The 18288-nt window shown below is 63.6% G+C and carries 16 protein-coding genes; 11 read left to right on the top strand and 5 right to left on the bottom strand.

The features are described from left to right. Nucleotides 1-14 precede the first annotated feature (14 nt). The 3 genes from NKI96_RS27210 to NKI96_RS27200 form a co-directional block, all read right to left on the bottom strand. Nucleotides 15-1064 carry an aldo/keto reductase gene (locus NKI96_RS27210; protein ID WP_023700208.1) on the bottom strand — a complete coding sequence of 350 codons (1050 nt, stop codon included), beginning with the start codon at nt 1062-1064 and terminating at the stop codon, nt 15-17. Between the two features lie 154 nt (nt 1065-1218). Continuing rightward, the gene (locus NKI96_RS27205) at nt 1219-1473 is read right to left on the bottom strand and encodes a type II toxin-antitoxin system Phd/YefM family antitoxin (RefSeq protein ID WP_023700209.1); all 255 of its coding nucleotides are present in this window, start codon (nt 1471-1473) and stop codon (nt 1219-1221) included. Between the two features lie 89 nt (nt 1474-1562). Continuing rightward, nucleotides 1563-2225 (bottom strand): YggS family pyridoxal phosphate-dependent enzyme, encoded by a 663-nt coding sequence (locus NKI96_RS27200; protein ID WP_023700210.1) that lies wholly within the window; start codon nt 2223-2225, stop codon nt 1563-1565. Nucleotides 2226-2372: 147 nt separating this feature from the next. Here NKI96_RS27200 and leuS point away from each other — a divergent pair, with 147 nt between their 5' ends. After that, the gene (gene leuS / locus NKI96_RS27195; protein WP_352807067.1) at nt 2373-5000 is read left to right on the top strand and encodes a leucine--tRNA ligase; all 2628 of its coding nucleotides are present in this window, start codon (nt 2373-2375) and stop codon (nt 4998-5000) included. Continuing rightward, nucleotides 4987-5583 carry an LPS assembly lipoprotein LptE gene (locus NKI96_RS27190; protein WP_023698237.1) on the top strand — a complete coding sequence of 199 codons (597 nt, stop codon included), beginning with the start codon at nt 4987-4989 and terminating at the stop codon, nt 5581-5583. Before leuS ends, NKI96_RS27190 begins: the two co-directional genes overlap by 14 nt. An 89-nt stretch (nt 5584-5672) precedes the next feature. Here NKI96_RS27190 and fsa read toward each other — a convergent pair whose 3' ends face one another. After that, nucleotides 5673-6329: a fructose-6-phosphate aldolase gene (fsa, locus tag NKI96_RS27185; RefSeq protein WP_023698236.1), complete on the bottom strand. Its 657-nt coding sequence runs from the start codon at nt 6327-6329 to the stop codon at nt 5673-5675. Between the two features lie 90 nt (nt 6330-6419). Here fsa and NKI96_RS27180 point away from each other — a divergent pair, with 90 nt between their 5' ends. The 9 genes from NKI96_RS27180 to lepB all read left to right on the top strand — a co-directional run bounded on the left by NKI96_RS27180 (nt 6420) and on the right by lepB (nt 16577). Beyond that, nucleotides 6420-8603: a primosomal protein N' gene (locus NKI96_RS27180; protein ID WP_023704948.1), complete on the top strand. Its 2184-nt coding sequence runs from the start codon at nt 6420-6422 to the stop codon at nt 8601-8603. Nucleotides 8604-8639: 36 nt separating this feature from the next. After that, nucleotides 8640-9335: an aspartate/glutamate racemase family protein gene (locus NKI96_RS27175; protein ID WP_352807064.1), complete on the top strand. Its 696-nt coding sequence runs from the start codon at nt 8640-8642 to the stop codon at nt 9333-9335. A 171-nt stretch (nt 9336-9506) separates the two neighbouring features. Next, nucleotides 9507-9902, top strand: a complete 396-nt coding sequence (locus NKI96_RS27170; RefSeq protein ID WP_023822023.1) for an AGROH133_08824 family phage infection protein — start codon at nt 9507-9509, stop codon at nt 9900-9902. 235 nt (nt 9903-10137) lie between these two features. After that, on the top strand, nt 10138-10698 hold the full coding sequence (locus NKI96_RS27165; protein WP_352596753.1) for a F0F1 ATP synthase subunit delta: 561 nt from the start codon (nt 10138-10140) through the stop codon (nt 10696-10698). Next, on the top strand, nt 10698-12227 hold the full coding sequence (gene atpA / locus NKI96_RS27160; RefSeq protein ID WP_023684101.1) for a F0F1 ATP synthase subunit alpha: 1530 nt from the start codon (nt 10698-10700) through the stop codon (nt 12225-12227). Before NKI96_RS27165 ends, atpA begins: the two co-directional genes overlap by 1 nt. A gap of 34 nt (nt 12228-12261) precedes the next feature. Further along, a complete protein-coding gene (locus NKI96_RS27155; RefSeq protein ID WP_023668672.1) occupies nt 12262-13146 on the top strand; it encodes a F0F1 ATP synthase subunit gamma in 885 nt (294 codons plus the stop codon). A gap of 70 nt (nt 13147-13216) precedes the next feature. Continuing rightward, nucleotides 13217-14788, top strand: coding sequence for a F0F1 ATP synthase subunit beta (atpD, locus tag NKI96_RS27150; protein ID WP_023668673.1), 1572 nt, complete (start codon nt 13217-13219; stop codon nt 14786-14788). A 109-nt stretch (nt 14789-14897) separates the two neighbouring features. Beyond that, on the top strand, nt 14898-15305 hold the full coding sequence (locus NKI96_RS27145) for a F0F1 ATP synthase subunit epsilon (RefSeq protein ID WP_023668674.1): 408 nt from the start codon (nt 14898-14900) through the stop codon (nt 15303-15305). Nucleotides 15306-15830: 525 nt separating this feature from the next. Continuing rightward, nucleotides 15831-16577 (top strand): signal peptidase I, encoded by a 747-nt coding sequence (gene lepB / locus NKI96_RS27140; protein WP_032892998.1) that lies wholly within the window; start codon nt 15831-15833, stop codon nt 16575-16577. A gap of 28 nt (nt 16578-16605) precedes the next feature. Here lepB and NKI96_RS27135 read toward each other — a convergent pair whose 3' ends face one another. Beyond that, nucleotides 16606-18114 (bottom strand): mannitol dehydrogenase family protein, encoded by a 1509-nt coding sequence (locus NKI96_RS27135; RefSeq protein WP_023688888.1) that lies wholly within the window; start codon nt 18112-18114, stop codon nt 16606-16608. Between the last annotated feature and the right edge of the window lie 174 nt (nt 18115-18288).

Here is an 18288-nt window from a genome sequence, read left to right as displayed (position 1 = left end):
GGCGACAGCGATGACTATTTCTTCGGGGTGAACGGCGCCGGGCGGCGACCGGCGCCCTGACGCTCCAGCATCCAGCCGGGATATTCGGCCGGCAGCGCGCTGACCTCATCCAGTTTGGCGAGATCGTCGGCGTCGAGCTTCACCTCGGCCGCGGCTAGGTTCTGCTCGAGCTGCTCCATGCGGCTGGCGCCGATGATGACGCTCATGACGAAAGGTTTGGCCAGGACATAACCGAGCGCGACCGTAGCGACGCTGACATCGTGCTTTTTGGCGATGTCGCGCATGACGGCGACGGCTGCCCAGGCGCGGTCCTCATCGACCGGCGGGAAGTTGAAGGCGGCGCGGCGGCCCTCGCCATTGCCGGGCGCGCCGGGACCGTATTTGCCCGACAGCAGGCCGCCGGCCATCGGCGACCACACCATCAAGCCGAGCTTCTCCTCGTTGATGAGCGGCACGATCTCACGCTCGAGATCGCGGCCGGCGATCGAGTAATAGGACTGGATGGTCTCGAAGCGGGAGAACCCCTTGCGCTCGGCAATGCCCAGAGCCTTGGCGATGCGCCATGCCTGCCAGTTGGAGACGCCGACATAGCGAACCTTGCCGCTGGCAACCAGGTCATCAAGTGCCCGTAGCGTCTCGTCGATCGGCGTCACCGTATCGGTGCCGTGCAACTGATAGAGGTCGATATGGTCGAGCTGCAGCCGCTCCAGGCTGCCCTCGACCGAATCCATGATGTGGCCTCGCGAAGAGCCGCGCTCGTTCGGGCCCTGGCCCATGGCGCCATGCACCTTGGTGGCAATGACGACGTCCGAGCGCTTGACGCCGAGATCCCTGAGCGACTGGCCGAGCAGGCGCTCGGACTGGCCGAAGGAGTAGACGTCGGCGGTGTCGAAGAAATTGACGCCGGCGGCGATCGAACGGCCAACGATGTCGTTGACGCCCTTCTGGTCGAGGCTGGCGATCAGACCCCATTGGGCATTCTCGCCGGCGGCGCCGAAGGTCATTGTGCCGAGGCAGAGTTCGGAGACGAACATCCCCGTATTTCCGAGTTGATTGTAGCGCATGGTGGCAGCTCCAGAAGATTTGGTGATTACGCAAAGCAAATAGGAACGGTACGTTTCGTTTCCAGTGGTGGCGTAATCGACCGGATGCATCTGGCCCCATAGAACTCGTCAACCGTGGCGAGATGCGCGAGGCGATGTTTGTGTCGAAAATCTATCAGAATTCCACGGGTCGGATCATCGTCTCTGAGCGGCGGTTGACCTCCTCGACGAAATCGTCGTCCCATGCGGGACCGGAGAGGAGATATTCCGCAAGCGAAGGCTTTGCGCCGATCAGTTGGTCATAGTCATCAGGAGACAACACGACGGCAGCTGGCTTTCCGCGCAAGGTGATGGTTTGCGGCCCTTCTTCGCGCGCCTGTCGCACAAGCTTCGAAAGATTGTTTCGTGCGTCCCTGAGGTGCCAGTCCAAGAAGAATAGTCCTCGCTAACTCGGCCGGATGTGCTCGATACATTAGCTCGAAAAATCGGGGATCGACAGGTGTCTCGCGAAGCCGACGACTACCGGCTCCCAAAAATCGCCGAGCCGACCCGGACGCTGGTGGCGCCGAAGGCGATCGCGGTCTCGTAGTCGCCGGACATGCCCATCGACAGTTTGGCGACGCCGGCCTCCTTGCCGAGCTTTTCCAGCAGGGCGAAATGCGGGCCGGGATTCTCGTCCGCCGGCGGGATGCACATCAGGCCTTCGATGGCGAGGCCGTGGACATCGCGGCAGCGGGCAACGAAGGCAACGGCGTCGCGCGGCTCGATGCCGGCCTTTTGCGGCTCCGAGCCGGTATTGACCTGGACATAGAGTTTTGGTGCACGGCCTTGCCTAGCGATCTCCTTGGCGAGTTCGGCGGCGATCTTCTCGCGGTCGACGGTCTCGATGACGTCGGCGAGCGCGACGGCTTCCTTCGCCTTGTTCGACTGCAGCGGGCCGATCAGATGCAGCTCGATGTCGGGGAATTCAGTTTTCAGCGCCGGCCATTTGCCTTGCGCCTCCTGCACCCGGTTTTCGCCAAAGACGCGCTGGCCGGCCTCGATGACCGGGCGGATGGCGTCGGCCTCAAAAGTCTTCGACACAGCAACCAGCGTCACGGAGCCGGCGTCGCGGCCGGCCTCGCGCTCGGCGGCAGCGATCCTCGTCCTGACGGCGAAAAACTGTTCGACGGCGCTCGCCATGCCTATATCCTGCCTGTCTTTCTAGCCCTCGCCGGCTCACCGCAGTTGACGGGTCCGGCAATCCATGGTGAACACCGCCACGACATTTACCTTGGCCACCGGGCCTTGTCCGGCGGTCTGCGCCTGCTTTTAAGTGAAAATCATCCGATGGCAACCGAACGATACAATCCGCGCGCGTCAGAGCCCAAATGGCAGAAGGCCTGGGCCGAAAAGAAGCTGTTCGAAGCGCAGAACGACGACCCGAAGCCGAAATACTACGTGCTGGAGATGTTCCCCTATCCCTCGGGGAAGATCCATATCGGCCACACCCGCAACTACACGATGGGCGACGTGGTGGCGCGCTACAAGCGGGCCAAGGGTTTCAACGTGCTGCACCCTATGGGCTGGGACGCTTTCGGCATGCCGGCCGAAAATGCGGCGATGCAGAACAAGGTCCATCCCAAGGAATGGACCTACGCCAACATCGCCGCCATGCGCGAACAGCTCAAGATGATGGGCCTGTCGCTGGACTGGACGCGTGAGTTCGCCACCTGCGACGTCGACTATTACCACCGCCAGCAGATGCTGTTTCTCGATTTCGTCGAGAAAGGGCTGGTGACGCGCAAATCCTCCAAGGTCAATTGGGACCCGGAGGACATGACGGTGCTCGCCAACGAGCAGGTCATCGACGGGCGCGGCTGGCGCTCGGGCGCGCTGGTCGAACAGCGTGAGCTGACGCAGTGGTTCTTCAAGATCACCGATTTTGCGCAGGACCTGCTGGACTCGCTGGACGGCCTCGGCGAATGGCCGGAAAAGGTCAAGCTGATGCAGCAGAACTGGATCGGCCGCTCGGAAGGGCTGCTGGTCCGCTGGCCGCTGGCTGCTCCGGTTGGGGACACGCACGAGCTGGAAGTCTACACGACCAGGCCCGACACCATTTTCGGCGCCTCCTTCATGGCTGTCGCCGCCGACCATCCGCTGGCCAGGAAGGCCGCCGAGACCAATGTCGAACTGGCCAAGTTCATTGACGAAATCAGACATATGGGCACCTCGGTGGCCGCGCTTGAGACGGCGGAGAAAAAGGGCTTCGACACCGGCATCCGCGTCGTTCATCCGTTCGACGACTCGTGGACGCTGCCGGTCTATGTCGCCAATTTCGTGCTGATGGAATACGGCACCGGCGCCATATTCGGCTGCCCGTCGGGCGACCAGCGCGACCTCGATTTCGCCAACAGATACGGCCTGCCGGTGATCCCGGTGGTGATGTCGGAAGATGCCGACGCCAAGACCTTCCAGGTCACGGAAGAGGCCTATGTCGATGACGGCGTGATGATCAATTCGCGTTTCCTCGACGGCCTGAAGCCGGAGCAGGCGTTCGACGAGGTGGCAAAGCTCCTGGAGCAGAAGACCATCGGCGGCCGGCCAATGGCGGAGCGCAAGGTGAACTTCCGCTTGCGCGACTGGGGCATTTCGCGTCAGCGCTACTGGGGCTGCCCGATCCCGATGATCCATTGCGAGGATTGCGGCGTCGTGCCGGTGCCGAAGGCCGACCTGCCGGTCAAGCTGCCCGACGACATCGAGTTCGACCGTCCCGGCAATCCGCTCGACCGCCACCCGACCTGGCGGCATGTGAAGTGCCCGCAATGCGGCAAGGATGCGCGCCGCGAGACCGACACGATGGACACGTTCGTCGATTCGTCCTGGTATTTCGCGCGCTTCACCGCGCCCTGGGCCAATGAGCCGACGGAGCCCAAGGCTGCCGATGACTGGCTGGCCGTCGACCAGTATATTGGCGGCATCGAGCACGCGATCCTCCATCTGCTCTATTCGCGCTTCTTCACCCGCGCCATGCGCGCGACCGGGCATCTCGACCTGGCCGAGCCATTCAAGGGCCTGTTCACGCAAGGCATGGTGGTGCATGAGACCTACCGCGTCGGCGGTGCGTCGAACAATGGCCGCTGGCTGTCACCGGCTGAGGTCAAGATCGAGGATGTCGGCGGCAAGCGCCGCGCCATCGAGATCGCCACCGGCGAAGAGGCGGCGATCGGCTCGCTCGAAAAGATGTCGAAGTCGAAGAAGAACACGGTGAGCCCGGAAGACATCACCGACGGCTACGGCGCCGACACCGCGCGCTGGTTCATGCTGTCGGATTCGCCGCCCGAACGCGACGTGGAATGGACCGACGATGGCGCCGCCGGCGCGCACCGTTTCATCCAGCGTGTCTGGCGCCTGGTGTCGATCGCCGCCGAGACGCTCGATGGCGTCAAGCCACAGGCGGCGCAGGATGGCGAGGCCGGTGCCGTTTCCAAGGCCGCGCACAAGATCCTGAAAGCGATCGGCGAGGATATCGAGAAGCTCGGCTTCAACCGGGCCATCGCCCGCATCTACGAACTTGCCAATGCCTTGAACACGCCGCTCAACGACGTTGCCGAGGGCAAGGCCGATGCGGCGCTGAAAGGCGCCTGCCGCGAGGCGGTGGAGATCCTTGTGCATGTGGTCGCGCCGGTCATGCCGCATCTGGCCGAAGAGTGCTGGCACACGCTCGGCGGCACCGATCTGGTCGCCGAACGGCCATGGCCGGTCTACGACCCGGCGCTGGTGGTCGACAACGAGATCGTGCTGCCGGTTCAGGTCAACGGCAAGAAGCGCGGCGATTTGACAATTGCCCGCGACGCGGACCAAGGTGCGGTCGAAAAAGCGGTTCTGGCTCTCGACTTCGTGCAGAAAGCGCTGGAAGGTAAGGCGCCCCGCAAGGTGATCATCGTGCCGCAGAGGATCGTCAATGTCGTTGCCTGATTTCAAAAAGACGGGGCTTGACTTCGGAAAGACGACGCATGTGCTGCGCCGCACCGCGCTCTGCGGGCTGGTGGCCTCGATGACGCTGGTTTCGGCCTGCACGGTCAGGCCGCTCTATTCGAGCGCGCCGCTGACGGCAGGCTCGACTGTCAGCGCGTCGGCGGAGCTTGCCTCGATCGCGGTCAAGCCGGTCAAGACCCGCTATGCCCAGCAGGTCCGCAACAATCTGATCTTCGCCTTCGGCCAGGGTGCCGGCGAAACGACGGCACCGGTCTACATGCTCGATCTCGGCGTCACCGAACTGGTCGAATCGGCCGCGGTGGTGCAGATCCAGACCGACGAAGACGAGCCGACGGCAGGCACGGTGACGCTGACCGCAAACTATGTGCTGACCGATGCCAGGACCGGCGTGGTGATCGCAACCGGCAAACGGTCGATCCCATCATCCTTCGACAAGCCGACGCAGGAGTTCGCCTCCTACCGGGCACAGCTCGACGCCGAGAACCGCGCCGCGCGTGAACTGGCTGAAATGGTGAGCCTGTCGGTCGCCCAGGACTTGGTCAGGCACGGCAAGAAGGCCTGAGCATTCCCTGGCGCTGCCAACTAGACTTTTAGCAGTCCGCAACAAAAAGGCCGGTTTCCCGGCCTTCTTTCGTTTGTATCGAACCGATCTCAGCCGATCTTCTGGCCGGTCTTGGCCCAGTCGGCAGCGAACTGATCCAGGCCCTTGTCGGTCAACGGGTGCTTGACCAGCGCCTTCAGCGTCGCGGCCGGCGCGGTAACGACATCGGCGCCGATCAGGGCTGCCTGCTTGACGTGGTTCACGGTGCGAACCGAAGCGACGAGGATCTCGGTGTCGAAATCGTAATTGTCGTAGATCTGCCGGATCTCCTGGATCAGTTCCATGCCGTCCGCGCCGGTATCGTCGACGCGGCCGACGAAGGGCGAGATGAACGAGGCGCCGGCCTTGGCCGCCAGCAGCGCCTGGTTGGCCGAGAAGCACAGCGTTACATTGACCATGCGGTTCATCTCGGTGCGGATCGTCTTGCAGGCGCGCAGGCCGTCGAGCGTCAGCGGCACCTTGATGCAGACATTGTCGGCGATCTTGGCCAGGATGTTGGCCTCGGCCATCATGTCCTTGTATTCGACCGCAACAACCTCGGCCGAAACCGGGCCCCTGACGATGTCGCAGATCTGCTTGGTGACCTCGGCGATCTTGCCGCCGGATTTCAGGATCAGCGAGGGATTGGTGGTCACGCCGTCGAGCAGCCCCAGGTCGTTCAGTTCCTTGATGTCCTTGATGTCAGCGGTGTCGACAAAAAATTTCATGGGGGTCTCCTGAAAGATTTCCATGTGCATGCCATGCACATTCGAGGTTGCCCTTTGATCTAGACCAAAGTCGGGGCAAGGTCACGCCCGATGATCGAAGATTCGCCCTTTGTCGCAGCCGCGCCGGTGCTGGTGCCGATGCCGGCCGAACGGCCCTACACCTACGCTGTGCCTGCCGGCGTGCGCGTGGTGCCGGGCTCGATCGTGCGCGTGCCGCTCGGTCCGCGCCAGGTTGCCGGCATCGTCTGGGATGGTGCGGTCGAGAATATCGACGCCAAAAAGCTGCGCCCGATCGAACAGGTCTTCGACTGCCCGCCGATCGACCGCGGCATGCGCCGCTTTGTCGACTGGCTGGCGCAGTACACGCTGTCGCCGCCCGGCATGGTGGCGCGCATGCTGTTGCGCGCGCCGGAGGCGTTCGATCCCGAACCATGGATCGAGGGCCTGCAGCGGACCCTCGTCATGCCCGACCGGATGACGGATGCCAGGACGCGCGTGCTGGAGACGGCGGAAGGGGGGCTTGCCTGGACGCGATCCGGCCTGGCGCACGCGGCGGGCGTGTCGTCGACGGTGGTCGAGGGGCTCAAGGCGCAAGGCGTGTTCGAAACGGTGATGATCCCGCCTCGACCGGTGGTCGCCGCGCCCGATCCCTCCTACGCCATGCCGGAGCTGATGCCGGACCAGGCAGACGCGGCCGCCATGCTGCGCGCCAATGTCGCGGCCGCTGCTTTCAACGTCACGCTGCTCGACGGCGTCACCGGTTCAGGCAAGACGGAAGTTTATTTCGAGGCGGTGGCGGCAGCCCTCGACCAGGGCAGGCAGGTGTTGATCCTGCTGCCGGAGATCGCGCTGACGCATACCTTCCTCGAACGCTTCCAGCAGCGTTTCGGCGCCAAGCCGGCGGAATGGCATTCCGACCTGCCGCCCCGAATGCGCGAAAAGGTCTGGCGGCAGGTGGCGGAAGGCGGCGTGCGCGTCGTTGCCGGGGCGCGTTCGGCGCTGTTCCTGCCGTTCCGCGAGCTCGGGCTGATCGTCGTCGACGAGGAGCACGACCCCGCCTACAAGCAGGAGGATCGCGTCTTCTACAATGCGCGCGACATGGCGGTGGTGCGCGGCCATATCAGCGGCTTCCCGGTGGTGCTGGCGTCGGCGACGCCATCGGTCGAAAGCCGGGTCAATGCGCAGCAGGGCCGCTACAGCAGGGCGGTGCTGTCGGCGCGCTTTGCCGAAGCCGCGCTTCCCGATCTCAAGACGATCGACATGCGGCGCGCGCCGCCGGCCCGCGGCGGCTTTCTGTCGCCGCTGCTGATCGACCAGATGCAACGTACGCTGGAGAAGAAGGAGCAGTCGCTGCTGTTCCTCAACCGGCGCGGCTATGCGCCGCTGACGCTGTGCCGTGTCTGCGGCCACCGCTTCGGCTGCCCGGTTTGTTCGGCCTGGCTGGTCGAGCACCGCTTTCGCGGCCAACTCGTCTGCCATCATTGCGGGCACAATGAGAAGCGGCCGGAGGCTTGCCCGGAATGCGGCACGCTCGACCATCTGGTCGCCTGCGGGCCTGGCGTCGAGCGGATAGCTGAAGAAGTCGTGGCGCATTTCCCCGACGCGCGCACGATCGTCCTGTCATCCGATTTGATGGGTGGAGTGCGCCGGCTGCGGCTGGAGCTCGAGGCCATTGCCAATGGCGAGGCCGACATCGTCATCGGCACGCAGCTGGTCGCCAAGGGCCATAACTTTCCCAACATGACGCTGGTCGGTGTCGTCGATGCCGATCTCGGCCTCGCCAATGGCGATCCCCGCGCCGCTGAGCGCACCTTCCAGTTGCTCAGCCAGGTGACCGGCCGCGCCGGCCGCACCGGCAAGAAGAGCCTCGGCCTGCTGCAGACTTTCCAGCCGGACCATCCGGTGATGCGGGCGATCGTCTCGGGCGATGCCGAGGCCTTTTACGAACGCGAGATCACTGAGCGCGAACGGGCAGCCCTGCCGCCCTTCGGCAGGCTTGCCGGCGTCATCGTCAGTGCGGTGACGCGGGCCGAGGCCGAAGGCCACGCGCGCGGCCTGCGCCGTGCAGCACCCCAGGCCAGCGACCTGTTCGTGCTCGGTCCGGCCGAGGCGCCGCTGTCGCTGCTCGGTGGGCGCCATCGTTTCCGTTTGCTGATCCAGGGTGAAAAGCGCGCCGACATCCAAGGCTTCATCCGCACCATGCTGGCCGAAGGGCCGAAGCAGCGCGGCTCGGTCCGCGTGCAGGTCGACATCGATCCGCAGAGCTTTTTGTAAGATTGATGGCGCAATTTTCAGCGGAGCAATGACGCTATGAAAACCCTTGGCCTCATCGGCGGCATGAGCTGGGAATCGACGGCGATCTATTATCGCCTGCTCAACGAGATCGTGCGCGAGCGGCTGAGCGGGCTGCATTCGGCAAAGCTGTTGCTCTATTCCTTCGACTTCGCCGAGATCGCCGAGCGGCAGCATCATGGCGACTGGGACGGTGCGGGCGAGCTTCTGGCGGATGCCGCGCGCAAGCTGGAGGCGGGCGGCGCCGAAGGGCTGCTGATTTGCACCAACACCATGCACAAGCTTGCCGATCAGGTGCAGGCGGCGGTGTCCATTCCACTTATCCACATCGCCGATGCCACGGCGGTTGCGGTGAAGGGCGCCGGCGTCAAGCGGCCGGCGCTGCTGGCGACGCGCTTCACCATGGAGCAGGATTTTTACAAGGGCCGGCTGACGGAGAAATATGGGCTGGAGCCGGTGGTGCCGGACCAGGCCGGGCGCGACATGGTGCACAGCGTGATCTATGACGAGCTCTGCCAGGGCATCGTCAGCGCGCCATCGAAGGCGGCCTATATCGATGAGGTCGCCCACCTGCGGCGCGATGAGAAAATCGACGGCGTCATCATGGGCTGCACCGAGATCACCATGCTGATCGGCGAGCGCGATTTCGACATTCCGGTGTTCGACACCACGCGTATCCATGCCGAGGCAGCGGTCGAATTCGCCCTCGCTTGATATGCCTCTTTATTGGGGCATGATCTTTTCCGAAAACCGGAAACCACTTTTTGCTTCGCTGACCTTCGGTTCGGGATCATGCTCCCGAATCTGCCGGCCGCCATCTGGCGCGCGGTCTTTCCTTCGCTAGAATGACCGCGATTTCAGACAGCCATTTATCGAGGGGACAAGATGGAATTTGCGTTTCCGTGGCCAACCAGCCAGGGCGAGTGGCTGGCGTGGTCGAGCGCCGTCGTCACCTTGGCTTTGGGATTGCTTTTTTTCCTTGCGCCGGGGCTCGCCTTCCGGATCCTGCGGCTACAGGTCCGGCCGGAAAAAGCAGCGGCGATCGCCGAAGGGCGGGGCCGCATGTCGGGCTTCTATCTCGGCGTCAGCCTGTGCTGCATTTTGCTCGCGCAGCCGCTGCTCTACATGGCGCTTGGCTTCTCCTGGCTGTTTACCGCCTTCGGCCGGCTGCTGTCGATGATGTCGGACGGCGCCAATACGCCTTTCAACTGGGTTTCCATCGTCGTGGAACTGGTGCTGGCCGGGCTGCCGCTTGCCTTCGCGTTCGGCTTTATGCCTTGAATCCAACGGCTTCGGTTGAACTCAGCCGCCGGATGCGACAATAGTGCCCGAAAACCATGCGGGACGACGCATTGCGGTCTTAAAATGCCTGTGCTAGACGGCAATCGACTTTCGGCCGGGGATAGCGGAAGCCGCGCCTCCGTGCTTGGAAAAACTTAGTAAGGTCAAAGATTTAGCCAGAGTTTTTGCTCGCGCCAACAATCTGCGGCCCCTCAGACAAGAGAAAAGACGGTCCGTGGCTCAATCGTCATCGCCAATCTCAGGTGTCGCAGAACGCTACGCGGGTTCGCTGTTCGAACTTGCGCTGCAGTCGAATTCGGTGGCCAAGGTCGAGGCCGACCTCAACAGTTTCGCCAGGATGCTGGATGACAGCGCCGACCTGACGCGCCTCATCAACAGCCCGGTGTTCTCCAGCGAGGACCAGGCCAAGGCAATCGCGTCGATCGCCGACAAGGCCGGCATCACCGGCCTGACCGGCAATTTCCTGCGCGTCGTCGCCCGCAACCGCCGGCTCTTCGCGGTGCCCGGCATGATCAAGGCATTTCGCCGGATCTCTGCCGAACAGCGCGGTGAGACATCAGCCGAGGTCACTTCGGCGCATGAACTGACGTCTGCCCAGCAGACGGAACTCAAGGCCGCGCTGAAAAGCGTCGCCGGCAAGGACGTGGCCATCACTGTTACCGTCGATCCGTCGCTGCTCGGCGGGCTGGTGGTCAAGATGGGCTCGCGCCAGATCGATACGTCGCTCAAAACCAAACTCAATTCGCTCAAGCTTGCACTGAAAGAGGTCGGCTGATGGACATCCGCGCCGCGGAAATTTCCGCAATTCTCAAAGATCAGATCAAGAATTTCGGCAAGGAGGCCGAGGTCTCCGAAGTCGGCCAGGTGCTGTCCGTCGGTGACGGTATCGCTCGCGTCTACGGCCTCGACAATGTCCAGGCCGGCGAAATGGTCGAGTTCCCCGGCGGCATCCGCGGCATGGCGCTCAACCTCGAAGCCGACAATGTCGGCGTCGTCATCTTCGGCGCCGACCGCGACATCAAGGAAGGCGACATCGTCAAGCGCACCGGCGCCATCGTCGATACGCCTGTCGGCATGGGCCTGCTCGGCCGCGTCGTCGACGCGCTCGGCAATCCGATCGACGGCAAGGGCCCGATCAAGGCGACCGAACGCAAGCGCGTGGACGTCAAGGCGCCAGGCATCATCCCGCGCAAGTCGGTCAACGAGCCGATGTCGACCGGCCTCAAGGCCATCGATGCGCTGATCCCCGTTGGCCGCGGCCAGCGCGAGCTGGTCATCGGCGATCGCCAGACCGGCAAAACCGCGATCATCCTCGACACGATGCTCAACCAGAAGGCCGTGCACGACAACGGACCGGAAAAGGAAAAGCTCTACTGCGTCTACGTCGCCATCGGGCAGAAGCGCTCGACGGTCGCGCAGTTCGTGAAGGTTCTCGAAGAGCGCGGCGCGCTTGAATATTCGATCATCGTCGCCGCCACCGCTTCCGATCCGGCGCCGATGCAGTTCCTGGCGCCGTTCACCGGCGCCACCATGGGCGAATATTTCCGGGACAACGGCATGCATGCGCTGATCAGCTATGACGATCTGTCGAAGCAGGCCGTCGCCTATCGCCAGATGTCGCTCTTGCTGCGCCGCCCGCCGGGTCGCGAAGCCTATCCGGGCGACGTGTTCTACCTGCATTCGCGCCTGCTCGAGCGCGCCGCCAAGCTCAACGACGATCTGGGTGGCGGTTCGCTGACCGCGCTGCCGATCATCGAGACGCAGGCCAACGACGTGTCGGCCTACATCCCGACCAACGTGATCTCGATCACCGACGGCCAGATCTTCCTCGAAACCAACCTGTTCTTCCAGGGCATCCGTCCGGCGGTCAACGTCGGCCTGTCGGTGTCGCGCGTCGGTTCGTCGGCGCAGATCAAGGCAATGAAGCAGGTCGCCGGCTCGATCAAGGGAGAGCTGGCGCAGTACCGCGAAATGGCTGCGTTCGCGCAGTTCGGCTCCGATCTCGACGCCGCCACGCAGCGCCTGCTCAACCGCGGCTCGCGCCTGACCGAACTGTTGAAGCAGCCGCAGTTCTCGCCGCTCAAGGTCGAGGAGCAGGTCACGGTGATCTTCGCCGGCGTCAACGGCTATCTCGACAAGCTGGCGCTGAACCAGGTCGGCAAGTTCGAGCACGGCCTGCTCAGCCATATGCGCTCGGCCGGCAAGGACGTGCTGGACGGCATCCGCAAGGAAAAGGCGCTGTCGGACGATCTGCGCGCCAAGCTGAAGGCCGAGATCGACGCCTTCGCCAAGACCTTCGCTTGAGAAGAAGCCGGACGCTCGGGATCAGGTTTGAAGCATGCCTTCATTAAAAGACCTTCGTAACCGTATCGCCTCGGTCAAGGCGACGCAGAAGATCACCAAGGCGATGCAGATGGTCGCCGCGGCGAAGCTGCGTCGCGCGCAGGAAGCAGCGGAGGCGGCGCGTCCCTATTCCGAGCGGATGGGTGCGGTGCTGGCCAATATCACGCAGGCGATCGGCGGCGGCGGCGATGCCCCGGCGCTGATGACCGGCACCGGCAAGGACGATGTGCATCTGCTCGTCGTCTGCACGGCCGAGCGCGGCCTGTGCGGCGGCTTCAACTCGCAGATCGCACGTCTGGCCCGCGACCATATCCGCCGGCTTCTGGCCGACGGCAAGCAGGTCAAGATCATCTGCGTCGGCAAGAAGGGTTTCGACATTCTGCGCCGAGACTATGCCTCGCTGATTATCGACCGCGTCGACCTACGCGATGTGAAGAAGCTCGGCTTCGTCAATGCCGATGCGATCGCCCGTAAGATCATCCATCTGTTCGGCGAAGGCGGCTTCGATATCTGCACGCTGTTTTATTCGCAGTTCAAGTCGGTGATCAGCCAGATTCCGACCGCGCAGCAGATCATTCCTGCCGGCGTGGCTTCGGCTCCCGCCGAAGCGACCGCCGGTGGCAATGCCGTCTACGAATACGAGCCGGAGCCGGGCGAGATCCTCACCGACCTCATTCCGCGCAACATCTCGGTCCAGGTCTTCCGCGCGCTGCTCGAAAACGCAGCCGGCGAGATGGGCGCCAAAATGAGCGCCATGGACAATGCAACGCGCAATGCCGGCGACATGATCAACAAACTGTCGATCACCTATAACCGCCAGCGGCAGGCGCAGATCACCAAGGAACTGATCGAAATCATTTCGGGCGCCGAAGCGCTCTAGGCGCGACCGCCAGGAGGTCATCGACCTTCTGATGGAGCGTGAGAAACAAAGGACGAGAAGGGTAAAGACGATGGCGAAAGCAGCGACCCCCGCGAAGACGGCCCCCAAAGCGGCCGCAAAGGCTCCGGCAGCAGCGGCGAAGGCCGCTCCGGCCAAGAAGGCGGCCGCGCCCGCCAAGGCCGCGGCCCCGGCAGCGAAGACGACGAGCGTTGCCGTCAAGAAGACCGGCGCCATCGGCAAGGTTCGCCAGGTCATCGGCGCCGTCGTCGACGTGCAGTTCGGCGATCATCTGCCGGCCATTTTGAACGCCATCGAAACCTCCAATGTCGGCAACCGCCTGGTGCTCGAAGTTGCCCAGCATCTGGGCGAAAACACCGTGCGCTGCATCGCCATGGATTCCACCGAAGGCCTGGTTCGCGGCCAGGACGTCTATGACACCGGCGCGCCGATCACCGTTCCGGTCGGCCCGGGCATGCTCGGCCGCATCATCAACGTCATCGGCGAGCCGGTCGACGAAGAAGGCCCGGTCGACGGCATCGAGATGCGCGCCATCCACCAGCCGGCGCCTACCTATGTCGAACAGTCGACGGAAGCGCAGATCCTGATCACCGGCATCAAGGTGCTCGACCTTCTGGCGCCCTACGCCCGCGGAGGCAAGATCGGCCTGTTCGGCGGCGCCGGCGTCGGCAAGACGGTTCTGATCCAGGAGCTGATCAACAACGTCGCCAAGGCGCATGGCGGCTTCTCGGTCTTCGCCGGCGTCGGCGAGCGCACCCGCGAGGGCAACGATCTTTATCACGAGTTCATCGAGTCCGGCGTCAACAAGAAGGGCGGCGGCGAAGGCTCCAAGGCGGCACTGGTCTATGGCCAGATGAACGAGCCGCCGGGCGCGCGTGCCCGCGTCGGCCTGACCGGCCTGACGGTCGCCGAATATTTCCGCGACCAGGGCCAGGACGTGCTGTTCTTCGTCGACAACATCTTCCGCTTCACGCAGGCCGGTTCTGAAGTGTCGGCGCTGCTCGGCCGTATTCCTTCGGCCGTGGGTTACCAGCCAACGCTGGCCACCGACATGGGTGCGCTGCAGGAACGCATCACCACAACGACCAAGGGTTCGATCACTTCGGTGCAGGCGATCTACGTGCCGGCCGACGATTTGACCGACCCGGCGCCTGCGACCTCGTTCGCCCACCTGGACGCGACGACCGTGCTCAACCGCGCGATCTCGGAAAAGGGCATCTACCCCGCCGTCGATCCGCTCGACTCGACCTCGCGCATGCTCGATCCGCTGGTCGTCGGCGAGGAGCACTATGCCGTCGCCCGCCAGGTGCAGTCGATCCTCCAGCGCTACAAGTCGCTGCAGGACATTATCGCCATCCTTGGCATGGATGAGCTGTCGGAAGAGGACAAGCAGACGGTGGCCCGCGCCCGCAAGATCGAGCGCTTCCTGTCGCAGCCGTTCTTCGTCGCCGAAGTGTTTACGGGTGCGCCGGGCAAGCTGGTCGACCTCGCCGACACAATCAAGGGCTTCAAGGGCCTCTGCAACGGCGACTACGATCACCTGCCGGAAGCCGCCTTCTACATGGTCGGCGGCATCGACGAAGCGGTCGAGAAGGCTCAGCGCCTGGCGGCTGAAGCAGCGTAATCAAGGCAATAGGGAGTAGTCAGTAGTCAGTAGTGAATAGCGGCCGGGTGATCAGGACAGCTGTCCTCTCCCTACTCCCTACTCACTATTCCCTACTCACTAAATTGACATGGCTGAAGCTTTCAAGTTCGAACTGGTCTCGCCGGAGCGCCTCCTGGTTTCCGAGCAGGTCGAGTCCGTCGTCATTCCAGGCGCCGAAGGTGAAATGACAGTCATGGCGCACCATGCGCCAGTCATGACCACGATCAAGCCGGGCGTCGTCACGCTGAAGACCGCCGGCGGCAAGGAAGAGCGCTATGTGGTGTTCGGCGGCTTTGCCGACATCGTCCCTGCCGGCTGCACGCTGCTCGCCGAATCGGCGGTCGCCGTCGGCGATATCGACCGCGCCGATCTCGCCCGCCGCATCCAGGAAGCCAAGGAAGACGCCGCCGACGCCAAGGACGACCAGAGCCGCAGCAAGGCGGAGCAGTTCCTTAGCCAGCTTACCACGCTCGAAGGCGCGCTGCTGCCGGCGTAAGCCGCAGAATGACTTGAAGAAAAGGCCGGGCTCAGCCCGGCTTTTTTGTTGCGGCCGCCATCCTGGATCGTCTCGCATAGGCGCAGGGCCTTGGCGGGATTTCAGGGCGGGCAGCCAGCATGATCAGATCGGGTGGCGGCATGCCGGCTGCCAGTCAGGGCGAGATGAGCTTGTATTAGGCGATGGCGCCGGCGGAACCGCGATTTGGCTGCGGCGGTACAGTCGGATCGGGGCTTGCCCCTGCTTTCTGGTTGTTCGACAGTCCGGCTGTCTATCGATTTGGGGTGGCCGATGACGGAACAGACAACGCAACCGGAAGCGGCCTCGCGATCCCGGTGGACGACGGCGCTGATCGCGGCCTTTGGCGGTCCGTTCGGCGGGTTCCTTTGGATCGGCGCCGGCCGGCCGGCGGTTGCCAGCCTGGTGGTGATCAGCGCCATAAGCATTGCGCTGACATATGTGGGATTCCCGGTTCTGCCGGGGGTCGATCTCGCCTGGCTGGTGGATCTCTCCAGTTTAGGTCTCATGGTCCTGTGGGTAGCGCTCGTCGTGCCTTTCGCGTCACGATACAGACCGAACCGGTGGTATTCACACGGCCTTTCGGTGCTGCTGTTGGCCGTGCTGACCTCCTACGGAGCCGCGTTAGCGATCCGCACATTCCTCTTCCAGCCGTTTTCGACCCCGGCAGGCAGCATGACACCAACGCTGGAACTCGGCGACTATTTCTTCGTCTCGAAGTTTGCCTATGGTTACAGCCGCTACAGTGTTCCTCTTGGGCTGCTGCCCTTCGAAGGCCGGATCTTTGCCGCCGAGCCGAAGCGCGGAGATATTGTGGTGTTCAAATTTCCAGCGGATCCGAGCATCGACTACGTCAAGCGGGTCGTTGGACTGCCGGGCGACAAAATCCAGATGGTCGACGGAATCCTTCGCATCAATGGTGTGGCGGTCAAACTCGAGGATGTTGGTCCGTACAGCTCCGAGGACTCTCCCCAAAGCGCCAGACTGCAACGTGAAACCCTCCCCAACGGCGTTTCCTATTCCGTCATCAGTCTTACGGACAATTCAATAACCGACAACACGCGGGTGTTCGACGTGCCCGAAGGCCACTATTTCGTGCTTGGCGACAACAGGGATAATTCCTCCGATAGCCGGCTCAGTGTCGGCTTCGTTCCTGCCGAAAACCTGGTCGGCAAGGCAGTGCGACTGTTCTGGAATTCGCAAGGCACGGAGTATTCGTCGCGGCAGAGGCTGGACGCTCCGGCGGGACAATAGGCTTGAAATGGGCGGTTCCGGACCAGCTTCAGCCTACGTTTGTCGGCTCCGGTATGCCGAGCGCTGAGAGCGCAAGCACGATCCCGCCTTGCAGGATATGCTCGCGATGAGCGGCGACCAGTTCGATCAGCGTCTGCCGCTCGGGCTTGCCGCTGGCGAAGCCGGCCCAGTCGAACACCGCCGCTACTCGTTCCAGCATCCGTCGTTCGTCGAGCGCCGCCAGCGCCGCGTCGAGCGGATCGGTAAAGTGGGCTTCCGGCAGGTCCTTGCCGCGCGCCTCGCAGGCGGCGATCCAGGCGGCGATCACCAGCGTCAGATGCTCCGGGACCAGGCCGGCCTGGATGCACTCGATGGCGGTAGCGACAATGCGCTGCGGCAATTTCTGGCTGCCGTCATTGGCGATCTGCGCGGTGCGGTGGGCCAGCGCGGTGTTGGAGAAACGTTCGGCAAGTTCGGCCGTATAGGCTGACGTGTCGAGCCCGGCATCCCCAGGCAATGTCGGGATGGCCTCGGCCCAGAGCCGGTCGACGAACGCGCGGATCGCGGGATCCGCGAAGGCGCGGTCGACGGTGACGTGGCCGCTGAGCAGGCCGATATAGGCGATGCCCGAATGGGCGCCGTTGAGCAGCCGAAGCTTCATGTCCTCGAACGGCCGGACATCCTCGACCATGGTGACGCCGAATTTCTCCCAGGCCGGGCGGCCGGCTGGAAACCTGTTTTCGATCACCCATTGCCGGAACGGTTCGGTCATCACCGGCCAGGCGTCCTCGAGGCCGAGTTCGACCGCGATGCGCGCCCGGTCGGCATCGGTGGTTGCCGGCACGATGCGGTCGACCATGCTCGATGGGAATGCAACGTCATCGGCTATATGACCGGCGAGGGCAGCGTCGCCTGAAGCAGCAGCGCCGGCATCGCGCAGTTTTGCAAACCCGACCAGCAGCCGGTGCAGCGTGGCGCCATTGGCCGGCAGGTTGTCGCAGCAAAGCACGGTGAAGGGCGGCGTGCCGGCGGCCCGGCGTCGCACCAGCGCTTCCGCCAGGAATCCATGCGCTGTCCTGGGAGATCCGGGATTGCCCAGATCGTGGACGATATCGGGATGGTTTTCGTCGAGGCTGCCGTCGGCGGCCCTGAGATAGGCCTTTTCGGTGATGGTCAGGGTGACGATGCGGGTGCGCGGGTCGGTCAGCGCGGCCAGCACCGCGCCGGGGTCTTCCGGCGCGACCAGCATCGACTGGATCGAGCCGATAATGTGCAGCGCTTCGCCATCGCTGCCGCGCACCGCCAGCGTGTAGAGCCCGTCCTGTGGCGTCAGCGCATCGCGCGTGTCGGGGCTGCGCAGCGAGACGCCGACAATGCCCCAGCCGGTCTCGCCGGCCGCTAGGCAGTCATCGACATAGGCGGCCTGATGGGCACGGTGGAAGGCTCCAACGCCGAGATGGACGATGCCTGGGGCGACACTGGCGCGATCATAGGGGGGGACCGCGACCGAGGCCGGCAAGGATTGCACTGTTGCGTTGGAAAGGCGTCTGCTGGTCATGGCTTGGCTTGTTGGGCGCGGCTTGTCGCTGGATGGTGTGCGGGGCGGGATCTGCTAGCGGCGTAACATCCGCTCTTCCGCCGCACAATGACCTGACGCCGGTTAAAAGTCATCATACAACAATCCAGTTTTTGTATGTTGACATTATTTCTTTCCAATCCTACCGATATCGCC

The sequence above is a fragment of the Mesorhizobium sp. M0292 genome (assembly GCF_040321695.1).
GTDB lineage: Bacteria > Pseudomonadota > Alphaproteobacteria > Rhizobiales > Rhizobiaceae > Mesorhizobium.
The sequence above is the reverse complement of the archived record's forward strand: the minus strand, read 5'-3'. Positions and strand labels throughout refer to the sequence as shown.